13 protein-coding genes and 5 tRNA genes are annotated in these 12,263 nt (G+C 58.9%); 8 read left to right on the top strand and 10 right to left on the bottom strand.

Annotated features, from left to right (window positions below; all coding sequences use genetic code 11):
• Positions 1 to 3 precede the first annotated feature (3 nt).
• Complete coding sequence (locus tag VL202_RS05500; RefSeq protein WP_325463141.1) at positions 4 to 753, bottom strand: cytochrome c biogenesis CcdA family protein; 750 nt, start codon at positions 751 to 753, stop codon at positions 4 to 6.
• Between the two features lie 190 nt (positions 754 to 943).
• On the opposite strand from VL202_RS05500, the gene VL202_RS05495 reads away from it, so the two are divergent.
• The 3 genes from VL202_RS05495 (at position 944) to VL202_RS05485 (ending at position 3,565) form a co-directional block, all read left to right on the top strand.
• Positions 944 to 1,019, top strand: a tRNA-Lys gene (locus VL202_RS05495).
• Between the two features lie 300 nt (positions 1,020 to 1,319).
• On the top strand, positions 1,320 to 2,336 hold the full coding sequence (locus VL202_RS05490; RefSeq protein ID WP_325463140.1) for a GSCFA domain-containing protein: 1,017 nt from the start codon (positions 1,320 to 1,322) through the stop codon (positions 2,334 to 2,336).
• 23 nt (positions 2,337 to 2,359) lie between these two features.
• The gene (locus VL202_RS05485) at positions 2,360 to 3,565 is read left to right on the top strand and encodes a phytanoyl-CoA dioxygenase family protein (RefSeq protein WP_325463139.1); all 1,206 of its coding nucleotides are present in this window, start codon (positions 2,360 to 2,362) and stop codon (positions 3,563 to 3,565) included.
• A gap of 99 nt (positions 3,566 to 3,664) precedes the next feature.
• Here VL202_RS05485 and VL202_RS05480 read toward each other — a convergent pair whose 3' ends face one another.
• The 3 genes from VL202_RS05480 to VL202_RS05470 form a co-directional block, all read right to left on the bottom strand.
• Entirely contained in the window at positions 3,665 to 4,438 is a 774-nt protein-coding gene (locus tag VL202_RS05480) for an ABC transporter permease (RefSeq protein WP_325463138.1), read from the bottom strand.
• Between the two features lie 187 nt (positions 4,439 to 4,625).
• Entirely contained in the window at positions 4,626 to 5,603 is a 978-nt protein-coding gene (locus tag VL202_RS05475) for a GlxA family transcriptional regulator (protein WP_325463137.1), read from the bottom strand.
• Between the two features lie 178 nt (positions 5,604 to 5,781).
• Entirely contained in the window at positions 5,782 to 6,318 is a 537-nt protein-coding gene (locus VL202_RS05470; RefSeq protein WP_325463136.1) for an MgtC/SapB family protein, read from the bottom strand.
• 220 nt (positions 6,319 to 6,538) lie between these two features.
• Between VL202_RS05470 and VL202_RS05465 the strand changes: the two genes are divergently transcribed.
• Positions 6,539 to 6,685, top strand: coding sequence for a hypothetical protein (locus VL202_RS05465; protein WP_325463135.1), 147 nt, complete (start codon positions 6,539 to 6,541; stop codon positions 6,683 to 6,685).
• Positions 6,686 to 6,712: 27 nt separating this feature from the next.
• On the opposite strand, the gene VL202_RS05460 is transcribed toward VL202_RS05465, so the two are convergent.
• From VL202_RS05460 to VL202_RS05440, 5 genes are all read right to left on the bottom strand, one after another.
• Positions 6,713 to 6,789 (bottom strand) — tRNA-Arg (locus VL202_RS05460).
• A gap of 39 nt (positions 6,790 to 6,828) precedes the next feature.
• Positions 6,829 to 7,134, bottom strand: coding sequence for an ETC complex I subunit (locus tag VL202_RS05455; protein WP_325463163.1), 306 nt, complete (start codon positions 7,132 to 7,134; stop codon positions 6,829 to 6,831).
• A 225-nt stretch (positions 7,135 to 7,359) separates the two neighbouring features.
• Positions 7,360 to 7,436 (bottom strand) — tRNA-Pro (locus VL202_RS05450).
• 85 nt (positions 7,437 to 7,521) lie between these two features.
• On the bottom strand, positions 7,522 to 8,016 hold the full coding sequence (locus tag VL202_RS05445; RefSeq protein WP_325463134.1) for a DUF192 domain-containing protein: 495 nt from the start codon (positions 8,014 to 8,016) through the stop codon (positions 7,522 to 7,524).
• Positions 8,016 to 8,594, bottom strand: coding sequence for a cold-shock protein (locus VL202_RS05440; protein WP_325463133.1), 579 nt, complete (start codon positions 8,592 to 8,594; stop codon positions 8,016 to 8,018). The genes VL202_RS05445 and VL202_RS05440 overlap by 1 nt, the downstream gene beginning before the upstream one ends.
• A 196-nt stretch (positions 8,595 to 8,790) precedes the next feature.
• Between VL202_RS05440 and VL202_RS05435 the strand changes: the two genes are divergently transcribed.
• From VL202_RS05435 to VL202_RS05420, 4 genes are all read left to right on the top strand, one after another.
• Complete coding sequence (locus tag VL202_RS05435) at positions 8,791 to 9,231, top strand: VOC family protein (RefSeq protein ID WP_325463132.1); 441 nt, start codon at positions 8,791 to 8,793, stop codon at positions 9,229 to 9,231.
• Between the two features lie 408 nt (positions 9,232 to 9,639).
• Positions 9,640 to 10,992, top strand: a complete 1,353-nt coding sequence (locus tag VL202_RS05430; protein WP_325463131.1) for a D-Ala-D-Ala carboxypeptidase family metallohydrolase — start codon at positions 9,640 to 9,642, stop codon at positions 10,990 to 10,992.
• Between the two features lie 139 nt (positions 10,993 to 11,131).
• Positions 11,132 to 11,206 (top strand) — tRNA-Glu (locus VL202_RS05425).
• Between the two features lie 189 nt (positions 11,207 to 11,395).
• Positions 11,396 to 11,470 (top strand) — tRNA-Glu (locus VL202_RS05420).
• Positions 11,471 to 11,527: 57 nt separating this feature from the next.
• Here the strand turns inward: VL202_RS05420 and VL202_RS05415 are convergent.
• The coding region (locus VL202_RS05415) for a DHHA1 domain-containing protein (RefSeq protein ID WP_325463130.1) at positions 11,528 to 12,263 on the bottom strand (736 nt) is incomplete at its 5' end.

Genomic DNA, 12,263 nt, shown 5'->3' with positions numbered 1-12,263 from the left:
TGCTTAGCCGATTTGCATCAGGACGGGAAAGGTTTCCTGGAACCAGATGGCCATGGAACTGATGAAGCCGAAGACGAAGGCAAGGCCGGCAAGCACCAGAAACACGCCCATCATTTTTTCAACCAGGCCAAGATGGCGGCGGAACCGCGACAGGAACGACATGAAGGCGCCGGAAAAGCCGGCAGCGATCCAGAAGGGAATGGCGAGCCCGAGGGAATAGACCGCCAGCAGCAGCGCGCCGTCGGTCACGGTGTCGCGAGCGGCCGCGACACCGAGGATCGTGCCAAGCACCGGGCCGATGCAGGGCGTCCAGCCGAAGGCGAAGGCAAGACCCATAATGTAGGCACCCGACAGCGTCGCCGGCTTGCCGCCGCCCTGGAACCGGGCTTCGCGGCCAAGGATGCCGATGCGGAACACGCCGAGGAAATGCAGGCCCATGATGATGATGACGATGCCGCCGACACGCGAGAGGATATCGATATGCTGGCGCAGAACGAGCCCGATGGAGGAGGCTCCGGCACCCAGTGCCACGAAGATGGTGGCAAAGCCGAGCGTAAAGAAAAACGCGGCCCCGAACACCGCGCGTCGAGTCCCGGCCGCGGCGACCTGTGCCTCGCCGCCACGGAACTGATCGACGGAGATTCCGGCCATGTAGCACAGATAGGGCGGCACCAGCGGCAGGACGCAGGGCGAAAGAAAAGACAAGGCACCGGCCAGCACGGCGGTCCAGATGGACATATCAGCGATCGACACTCGTTCAAAACTCCAGCCTGTTGCAAGCCAGCGCCGTCTTAGCGTCGATGCATCCATTGATGCCAATCACCTTTTGGCGATCTCTACGTCAATCGGTGATTTTACATTTTCATCTGATTTTTGGGTTGACCAAAACGAAGCCGCTGTGCATATGTCCGCCCACTTCCGCCGGGCAAGCGCCCGGTCTTGGGAGAGCGTAGCTCAGCCGGTAGAGCAACTGACTTTTAATCAGTAGGTCCAGGGTTCGAATCCCTGCGCTCTCACCACTCTAAGCATTTTATTTCATTATAAAATTGGCAGGAATATTCCCGCTCTTTCGGCTGATTGTCTGCCGAGGCTGCATGGTTGTCAAACAATCGCAAGTAGCTGCCACTCCCCCCGACCGCCACTGAAGCGACCGCATTCGAACGGCTGCTGGCGTGACCAAGGCCTCGGCAAGGAAGATTGTTTTCCGAGCCGTACATCTCCCGAGATTTGATCGCCTCGTCGGCAACGTATGATTTAGTGTTGATGGTGGATTGCGGTGCGGCTATGGTATGCACGATCGACTTGATTAGGGGCATCTCATGCTGAATGACGATGATAATGCCGAACCTATCGGAAACGACCCGGCGCCCAAGGATGCGCGAATTCAAAAAATTCAGGCGCGTGATGTGCCGAACCCGCGCTGGAGCACACATCACAACAACAAATTGTTAACGGTTGTGAAAAAGCCTATTTTTGGTCAGTCAGACAAGATCTTCACCATAGGAAGCTGTTTCGCGGAGAGGATTAGGGTGGCGTTGACTGCGGAAGGACTTGATGTCGGCCCGCCCATGCAGAACGTGCCTATGGCGCATGATCGATATCGCATCGACCGTTTGCCGGCACGCCCACATAGCGATTATTTCAATACCTTCACGATCCGGCAAGAATTTGAACGCCACGTCGGAGAGTGGTCCAGGGATCCAGAAGACTACTGGCTCGCAAAGGACCAGTATTGGGAAACAGGTCAGCCAGTTTATCAAGACCCCTATCGCAGGCTTATTCTGGCGCGCTCGCCGCAAGATTTGCTGGAAGCAAACGAACATGTCGACAGGGCCATCGACCAAGGCATTCGGGAAGCTTCCGTTTTCTTCCTGACCATGGGAATGGCCGAAGTGTTTCGCAACAAGAGAACTGGCAAAATAGCCTGCCAAAAACCCGGATATTCTGGCGGTTCCGGTGCGGATGAGACCGACTTTTACATGTCGACATACGAAGAAAACCTCGAAAACATGTCGAGAGTTGTCGATATTATCAATATGGTCCGGCCAGGTGCACGCATCGTCGTGACGGTTTCTCCTGTCGGGCTTGGCCGCACGTTCGGCGACGACGATATTATCGTGGCCAATACAGAGAGTAAAAGCATATTACGGGTTGCGCTTGGCGCACTTGCACGCAAATATGACAATGTGACTTATTTCCCCTCATACGAAATTGTAATGGCAAACGCGCCTCTTAGCTTCAGAGAAGATGACGGGCGCCATGTAGCAAATTGGGTTGTTTCCAGGATAGTCTCAGCTTTCAAAGCCGCACATTTTATTCAGGAAGGCAGCCCTTGACGCATTAAACTCGGAGGAACTTAATGAATACCTTTCCAGACCGCCTGTTGATCGAAGCCCGCGACGCCAGTATTCAACTTGAGCAACTGGCCATTGATGACCTTGACAAGAACATAGATGGTTACCTGCCGCCGAATTGGCGTACACGTAGAATGATTGAATCATGGCGGTCCTACGTCGCGTCCGGTGGGCGCTCGACGGAAGCAGACTACGCCAATTTCCGTACCGCGTTCACCGAAACCGAGGGCCGCAGCAACAAGGTGTTTTCCGACGTCCTCGCGACGCATACGCGGAAAGTGCAATATGATATGTCGCAGACGATGTTCGGCGACTACGTCAAAAAACCCGGAGAAAAGGGCGAAACCACCGTTACAATGCTCAACGGCGAAGATGGTGAAGACCAGAATTCGGATGCGTGGACAAAGGTCATCAACGGCGCGGCGCGGCACCTTGAGTTGCATGGATGGTGGAAATCCAAGGTTTTCCTGCCCGACAGCGTCGTTAAAAGCCTATCCAGCAAAATCATGAATCAACTCGTCAAGGACAACGGCGATGCAGTCCAGGCTGCAGTGGAGGGCAAGGACGGCGCCCCCATGCAAATCAAACTGAACTCCCGTTTCGCCACGACCTTTGAAGAGATGTACGAAATTGCATCAGATCCACTCCTGATGTCGATCGTGCAAGCCTATATGGGCGTTCCGCCTATCTTCAACACGCCGGTCTCGATCCTGAATTCATTCGTAAAGCCGAAGAACTCCAAGGAACTGTCCGATACAGCGCAGCTGTTTCATCACGACATGCATCGGCTCGGTTTCGTCAAGATTTTCGTTTACCTGACGGATGTGGAACTGACGTCAGGGCCGCATACGCTGGTTCGCGGCACGCACCGCAAGCGGCCGTCACATCTTTGGGCCGACGGTCGCCACACCGATGTTTCGATCGCCCAAGCCGGATTGGCGGATGACGTGATACGCATAACGGGCAAAGCCGGTTCTGTCATGCTGGTCGATACGAGTTGCCTGCACAAGGGCGCTCATCCAGATTCAGAGTCGCGGCTATTGGCGTCGATCCAGTATACGAACTCTCTTTTCGGCAAACCGATCGCGATGTCCGATCGAAAAGTCGAAGCATCCCTGTCGTCCAAGAACGACAACATACAGGAAGTCGCCGCCCTTGTGCGGAAGTATGCCGTAAAATCCGGCGCGCGCTTCATGCAGAACTTCATTTAAAGCACGAGGAGGCCGCCACGTTTTTGGCGGCCTCCTCGCTCTGTTATCGTTTGCGCGATACGTGTCTGGCTGTTCTTTTATGACCCATCACCACCGCCCTCAAATCCGGTCTTCCCGCAGCGATTTTGACATGGTGAACAGCGTCAGGCCGAGCATCACGAAAGCGACGGCGAATTTGAAGACATACGTTTTGTCGAGGCCGGTGGCGGTGTATTCCGGGTAGATGGCGGTGCGGAACCACATGGTAACGTGCGTTAAGGGGTTCCACAGGAGAAGGTCGCTGTAGGGGCGTGGCAGCATGTCGGGCAGGAACAGAACGCCTGATGTCATGAACATGGGACGATTGAGAAGGGTGAAAATCTTCTCGTAGAGCGGATAGTCGTTGAACAGCGCCACATTGGCCATGCCGACGCCGACGCCAAGCATGGACGCGAGCATCACCACCTGCACCGCGGTTCCCGCATCCAACTGACCCAGGCGTTGCGGTTCGGACGTGCAGATGGCAAAAACCAAGATCATCACCAGGACCGAGGTCACCAGTTGCAGGATATAGCGACCGACGACCGCGTCGAACGGCGAGACGACGGGATAGGAGAACAGGTTCCTGTTAGCCCTGATCGCGCTGGCGACGAAGGATGACATCTGCTGATAGACGGAGAATGGCAGATAGCCCGAGGCGAAGAACAGGGCGAAATCGGTGCCGAGCGCCGGTGTCCGCGCCAGCGTCTGGTAGATGGTCGTCATCATCAGGACATGCGCCAGGGGATCGAGAATGGCCCAGATATAACCGCCCGGCTTGCTGCCGTAGCGGGCTGCCGTCTCTCGAATCACAAGTGCTGCGCTGACACGGATATGCTGACCCAACCAATACACTTGAACACTCCTCGCGCGCACCGCGCAATCATCCGTCAGATCTTACCTCCAGCGGCTTTCCCCAGCCTTGAGGACAAGATTGTGGCATTTTTCGCACAGTGCCGTCCGATCCCGAAGGCGGCCGCAGCGAAGAAAGGGCCTGTTGCTCTCTTACACTTTGCCACCCGCCGTGGTCTATCCGCCTGGTCTACGACGCCCGATCATGGTTCCGACGCAGTTTCAGCGGGCTTTCGCCATAGTGGTTCTTGAACGCGCGCGAGAAGGACGACAGGCTGTCGAAGCCGCAGCGGAGCGCTATGTCGCGCATGGTGAGCCTGGTGTCGCTGACCATGCGATGCGCCGACTGCAGCCGCAACCGGAGATAATAGATGCCGGGGCTGACTCCGAGCGCCTTGGCAAAGCGCATTTCCAGCCGGCGCTGCGATTGCCCGGCCCGCATGGCAAGGGCCGCAATCGATAGCGGCCGGTCAAGCGTGCGCTCCATCAGCCGGATGGCGCGTGTCAGTTCCGGATCGAGCGATTCGATACGGCCAAGCGAGACCAACGGCTGGGCATCGGTTGCGGCGTGGGTTTCGTCGTAGACGAAGATACTGGCGACATCGAGCGAGATCGCGGAGCCAAAACGCTGGCGGATCATATGCAGCATCATATCGAAGGTTGGTGATGCTCCGCCCGACGTCCAGAACTTGCCATCGGTGACGAAACGGTCGGCGCGCACGGAAACATCAGGAAAGGCCATGGCGAAATCCTCCAGTTCCTCCCAATGGGCCGTCGCGGTGCGACCGTTGACGAGGCCGGAACGCGCCAGGAGCCAGCAGCCCGATTCGATGCCGGCCACGACGGAGAAATTTCGCGCCCCGGCCTGCAGACTGGCGGTAAACATCTTTCCGGCATGGCGCTCGATATTGAAGCCGCCGATCACCAGCAGAAAATCGCCCGCCGCCCGCGCCGAAAACAGGCCGTCCACGGCAATCGACACACCACAGGTCAAAAGCACGGCCTGACCGTCCGGCGAAAGGATCGTCCAGCGAAACAGCATACGTCCGGCGACGCGGTTCGCCGCGCGCATGGGATCGAGCACCGAAGCCAGCGACATGATCGATGATTCCGGCAGGATGACGATCACGACCTCGACCGGGGCGTCTGCAATCTGTTTTGAGGACATTCGGAATATGTCAAATTTCCTGCGCTTCATGTCAAATCGTTTATCGCCGAGCAGGCATGATGAGGCGGTACGAGACCTCCCGTTCGCAGGCTGCTCAGCCCGCGAACGTCCGGAAATTCCCCTATCCCACTTTTACCGGACGGGCTGATTGGCAGATGATGCCGTCGGCCCGTTTTTTTCAGTTGGCGGAGTTCTGGTGCTCGTTGCTGTCGGTTACCGCCAATGGCGGCTGTGGGGACTGGGGCGACCGCCAGACGTCCTGAATCTTGGCGACAGCGTAAAGCACGGTCAAGCCGGCTACGAGCGCAAAAGCGGCGATCAGCCAGTGCCCGAAACCGAGCGCAAGTCCGATGGCGCCGGCAAGCCACATGCCCGCCCCCGTGGTCAGTCCGCGCACCTGCCCGCCCGAAAGAACGATGGTCCCGGCCGCGAGGAACGCCACGCCCGCTGTCACGGCCTCGACGACGCGCAACGGATCGATCCGCACCTGCTCGTCCGACAGGCCCGGCATGTGAACGCTCTCGATGGAAATGATGGCAAAGACCGCGGCGGCGAGGCTGATGAGAATATGCGTGCGCAGACCGGCGGCCTTGTCTTGCGCCTCGCGCTCGAAGCCGATCAGTCCGCCGAAGAAAATCGCGCCGCAGAAACGCGCGAAGATCACTGGGTAGGGAATTTGCGTCGTGGGAAACATGTCGGCGAAAATCTGATCCATGCCGCCAGAACGCGCGACCAGTTCCTTGGTTCCAGGGCACAGATTGCAGGCGCCGCCGCTCCCGCCGCCGGAATCGCGCGGCGCTGGAACGAAAGGGCGCGTGCGGAGTTAGGACACAATTCGACGGAACGATTATTCACGCGCCGTCCCGTTTCACAGGCGTTTCGCAAATCATCGTCATCCTGACACTGAATGTTCCGCATCTAACCGGGAGAAGGTCATGCCCACATCCCCAACCCATGTTACCGAACCCGGCCTCTCGCCGGCAAATTTGCAATATCGCCAGTTCATGATTCGCGAATTGCTGGTCTGGCTGATCGGCGTCCCCGTGCCGATCGCCGCCGTGATAGGCTTTTTCGTACTGTGATGCGGAATTGTTGAGCTTTTAAAAACTTGGCGACCCCTGCTGGATTCGAACCAGCGACAACCTGCTTAGAAGGCAGGTGCTCTATCCAGCTGAGCTAAGGGGCCGCTTTTCAGGAGGAAGCACCTCCGGAAATGCTGGAGCTTTCAATGTGTCCAGGGCTGCGTGCGGCTGAACCGGAAATTATCGCTATAGGACACGCTTTTGCGGGTCGGTTCCTTCGGCGCGATGACGCGATACTCGATGCCGTTTCGGACGGCATAGGCCACAGCCTGCTCCGCCGTTTCGAAGGTCAGCTTGACCTGCTGGCGGGTATCGGCCGAGCTGGTATAGCCCATCATCGGATCGATCGTGCGCGGCGTCTCCTGATCGAACTCGAGAACCCACAAATGCGTCTTGGCCTTGCCAGACTGCATGGCGGTTTTTGCGGGTCGATAGATTTTCGCGGACATATCTCGGGCTGGCTCCACAGGTTTTCGTTGCGGCGGCGCAGCGCCGTCGATCACTGCGCATTTCCATAGCGCAGAACGAATTAAAACGGAATGACTTTCCGGCGCTTTCTCGCGGATTTTGCCGGCCCGCAGCGTTTCGCGGCAGATGCGTAAGCCTCGTCCGCCCAAGATCAGGCGTCCGTTGATCAGCACCAATGAGTTGCAGATGCGAGAAGGAGAAATCGATGGTCGGAGTGGAGAGATTCGAACTCCCGACCCTCTGGTCCCAAACCAGATGCGCTACCAGGCTGCGCTACACTCCGTGACCCGTCGATGGCGGGGAGATACACGCTTACCCCTGCCGCTGCAACAGCAAAATTGCACAATTGTGCTGACGCATATGTGGGATCAGGGCTTGGCCGCCGGGACCGTGGCGGCAATGCGCGGGGCATCGACACGATCCCCTTCGGCAATCCCGAGGCGCTCGACCACGCCGGCATTGAGTTCGAGCACAAAGGCGACCGGAACGCGGGAATCGATGATCGATTCGGAGTGTGGCACGGCGTTCTCACGCACCGTCATGACCTTGCCGTCGCGCGCGATGAACAGCATGTCGAGCGGCAGATAGGTGTTCTTCATCCACATCATCACCTGGCGCGTCGTGCCGAAATCAAACAGCATGCCGGCGTCCTTCGCCATGGTGCGGCGGAACATCAGGCCTTGCGCCCGCTGTTCGTTATCGAGCGCCAACTCGACGGTGAACGTATGGACCTTGCCGTCAGTCGTCGTGACCGTCAGGGGGGCGCGGTCGAAGACGACCTCGGCCCTGGCCAGAAACGGGACAAGGCACAAAAAAAGCGCCACGAGGGCGCTTCCGGTGCGACGCAGAATGCGCTCCTGCATCAGTGTGCCCTTCCGGTCGGTGCCGGCACATCCGGATGGATTTCAGCCGCCATCAAGCCCTTGTCCCCATCGCCGAAGCGCACCAGAACGGTCTGTCCCGGGCGCAGTTCCGTCAGGCCGAAGCGGCGCAGGGTTTCCATATGGATGAAGATGTCTTCGGTGCCATCTCCGCGCGTCAGGAAGCCAAAACCCTTGGTGCGATTGAACCATTTCACCAGGCACCGTTCCAGGCCGCTGGTCGGCGTCACCTGGACGTGCGTCTTGACCGGCGGCAATTGCGAGGGATGAACCGCCGTCGACTGGTCCATGGAAAGGATGCGGAAGGCCTGGTAGCCACGATCGCGCTTCTGGATCAGGGCGACGACGCGGGCGCCTTCGAGTACCGTCTGGTAGCCGTCGCGGCGCAGGCAGGTCACGTGGACGAGAACATCCTGCATGCCGTTATCGGGGACGATGAAACCGAAACCCTTAGCGACGTCGAACCACTTGATCACACCGGTGATTTCAACCAGATCGAGCGCATCGCTGCCGAAATCGTCCTCCGGCGTAACGCCCTTCGTTGAAATCCTGTCCGCCATTGCCTGTCCAGCCCCTCGATTACGCGTCACAATCATTACGGTTAACTGATTCTTGACAGTCAGAATAACATCGTCGCGCCGCAATTGTGCAAGCCCTGCGATGAAATTTGACTTTGACCGAACCTATCCCGCGAGCCTTGCCTCTGGCTGGCTCTTGGCTACATATAACCATCTTCAGCAAAACAGGGATATTACAATGCGTTATCTGCACACGATGGTTCGCGTCAAAAATCTGGACGCGTCGCTTCACTTCTGGAGCAAGCTTTTCGGCCTTGTGGAAATCCGTCGCTACGAGAACGAAAAGGGCCGGTTCACGCTGGTTTTCCTCGCAGCCTCCGGCGATCTCGACCATGCCAAGGCGGAACTGTCGCCGTGCCTGGAACTCACCTATAACTGGGATACCGAGGACTATACCGGCGGCCGCAATTTCGGTCACCTCGCCTATGAGGTCGATGATATCTATGCGACCTGCCAGCACCTCCAGGATAGCGGCGTGATCATCAATCGCCCGCCGCGCGACGGCCACATGGCCTTCGTGCGCTCGCCCGATGGCATTTCGATCGAAATCCTGCAGAAGGGCGAGAACCTGCCGGCGCAGGAACCCTGGGCGTCGATGCCCAATACCGGCGCCTGGTAAGCTCCGCGCAACGCGGACAGGCGATATCTGCCTCGCCCTCCGGCTCTTTCGGGCCGGATTGAGGGATATCGCCTGCCTTTCCTTGCAGACCACCAGCGGTGGAAAACCCGGAAAACACGGCGAGAACATGCCGCCTGCGTTAGCGCAGGTTTACAAATAACGGTCCGTTCACTAATGTTTGAACGAAACGTTAAGGGGGCCTGGATACCCGCTACCGCTTGAGGTTGCGTGCATTCTGCTTCCGGCTGAACCGGTCAAGCCGCAAGGAACCGCACGAATGGCCCGAAGGGTGCGTGCGGACCGAGTGGTCTGTGTGACTTCCTGATGAATGGCCATGACGGCAGCGAAACGTCGCCACGGTCTTTATTGTGTGGGGATCCAACGTTGCATCATCTTCTGCGAAAAGCGGTGACGATTCGCAGTTTCGGCTGTGCTCTCGCCCTGACCGTTTGCGTGCTGAACCTGTCGGGATGCGTGAGCGCCGCAAAGGACACCGCGGAGGCCGCCTCTTCGGCCGAACAGGACGTCCCGGACGTTGCCGGTGCGGAGCAGCAACCAGCGGACGGCGCGTATCAAGACCAACAGGTTGCGGCCGCCGGCGCCAATCCGCAACAGCAGCAGCAACTCGGTTATCCCCAACAGAACGCGATGATGCCGATTCCCGCCAACAGCGAACCGGGATCGCTGACGATGCAGAGCACCGGGCTGAAGGCGACATCGAGCAGCATTTTCTCCGTCCAGATACCGAATGCCATGCCGGTACAGGGGCAGGCCGCCGAAACCGGTCAAGGCACCGTACCGCTGCCGACCGGCCAGAACACCGGCGTCAATCCGGCAAGCAACAGCCTTTTCAACAGCGGCCAGCCGGCCGCCAATCCGACGCCGCTGCCGCTCGAAGGGGCAAGCAATACGCAAGGCACTGTCGATCCCGGCCAACAGATGGCAAGCGCCGAGGTCGATAGCGAGGGCACGCCGCTTCCCGTGAACGTGCCGGTTCCCTCGAGCGGTGACACCATGCGTGCGCCGGGTGACGCGCACCCCGCGGTGCAGACAGCCTTCACGGAAACAGTTCCAGCCCAGCCCGCGATTGTTCCCAATTCCAGCCAGCCGCAAGATGAAGACGACACGCCCGACCAGGCAAAGAAGACCCTGACGCTGGCCGGGCTGTTCGCGGCCAAGCGCCGGAACAAGAATCAGTTCGACGGGGATCGTTTCGCCAAGGCGCCGGTCAAGAAAACCCAGATCAACAGCATGCAGCAGCCGCAGATCGCCGCGCTCGGCTTCACCGCCCTGCCCGGCGTCAGAACCACGTCGATGTTTGCCACGACGGATGATTCCGAGCCCAGCCATGACGACGACAGCCCGTCGATCCAACTGGCATCACTGCCGGGACTTGCGCGCCTGGCACCAAACGGCCTGTGGCTACAAACGGACAAGGTCGAAACCGGCTGCTTCAAGCCGGATTTGCTGCAGGTCCTGAAGGTGGTCGAAAATCATTACGGCCGCAAGATCATGGTGACCTCCGGCCTGCGCGACATCCAGCACAACCGCCGCGCCGGCGGGCGCCCGCACTCGCGGCATACGACCTGCGAAGCCGCGGATATCCAGGTGCCGGGCGTCAGCAAATGGGACCTGGCTCAATATCTGCGCACCATTCCCGGACGTGGCGGGGTCGGCACCTATTGCCATACGGAATCGGTTCATATCGACACCGGCGAGTCCAGAGACTGGAACTGGCGTTGCCGCCGCCGCAGGGGCTGACCCTGTAACAGGCTGATTTTATTTGGAAATCTCTCTCGGCTGGAAAGATATCCCCATAGCGGGACTTTTTTACAAGAAAATGAAATTTGCCGCTTGCGGTAATCAAAAGCCCTGACTATAAGACGCCGACACAACGGCTGCGCCCTTCGTCTATCGGTTAGGACACCAGATTTTCATTCTGGGAAGAGGGGTTCGACTCCCCTAGGGCGTACCATTGTGAACCTCTCCCAGACATCGATATATGTGGCGGCTGGCAGCAGAACCGGGCTGCTGACGAGCGCTTTCACTCGCTCCTATCGACCTTTCTTCAGCGCTGATTTTATTGCGAAAAATCACCGGAAAAATGCAATTTAGCGCTTGCAGCATTCGAAGCCGCTGACTATAAGACGCCCACACAACGGCTGCGCCCTTCGTCTATCGGTTAGGACACCAGATTTTCATTCTGGGAAGAGGGGTTCGACTCCCCTAGGGCGTACCATTGTGGTCCTCAGAACCCCGAAATCGATGCATAATGGCAGCGACGCGTGAGCGCCAGTCAGAGCGCCTTCGTGGCATCGATGATCCGCAACTGCACGCGGCGCGTTCCCTGCCACATGTCCGCCGAAATCGATGCCGCGACGTGGATCGACATGCCACGCTCCGACAGAAGAAGATCGCCCAGCGGCGTCTCCAGCGCGCGGAAAGCAATCCCCTCGACGCGCGATCCATCCTGACCTTCCAGCGTCACCTTGACGTGGTTGACACCGACCTGGCGGGAATCGCGGATCCGGTGCGCCGGCAGGGCGAAGATCGGTTGCGGATGCCCTGCCCCGTACGGCCCGGCTTGCTCCAGCTGATCGATCAGCGCGAGATTGGCACCGGCGGCGCCAAGCGCTCCGTCGATCTTCAGGGTTTCGGCCGAAACGAGGTCTTTCACCGCCTCGCCGGCCTTGTCCTCGAAGAAGTGCCGCAGCTTACCGAGATTGGCGCGCTCGACCGTCAGGCCCGCCGCCATTGCATGCCCGCCGCCCTTGACGAGCAGGCCGGAATCGACCGCCGCGCGGACCACCTTGCCGATATCGAAGCCGCTGATCGAGCGGCCCGAACCGGTTCCCCGCCCATTCGGATCGAAAGCGATCGCAAAAGCGGGGCGGCGGAACTTCTCCTTCAGGCGCGCGGCCAGCAGCCCGACGATTCCCGGATGCCATTTTTCATGCGCGGTGACGATGATCGACGCCGATTCGCCGTTGCCGTATTCCGCCAGCGCTTCTGCCTCGGCCTCGGCCAGCATG

It is taken from the genome of Pararhizobium sp. (assembly GCF_035497515.1).
Taxonomy (GTDB): Bacteria; Pseudomonadota; Alphaproteobacteria; order Rhizobiales; family Rhizobiaceae; genus Pararhizobium.
The sequence above is the reverse complement of the archived record's forward strand: the minus strand, read 5'-3'. Positions and strand labels throughout refer to the sequence as shown.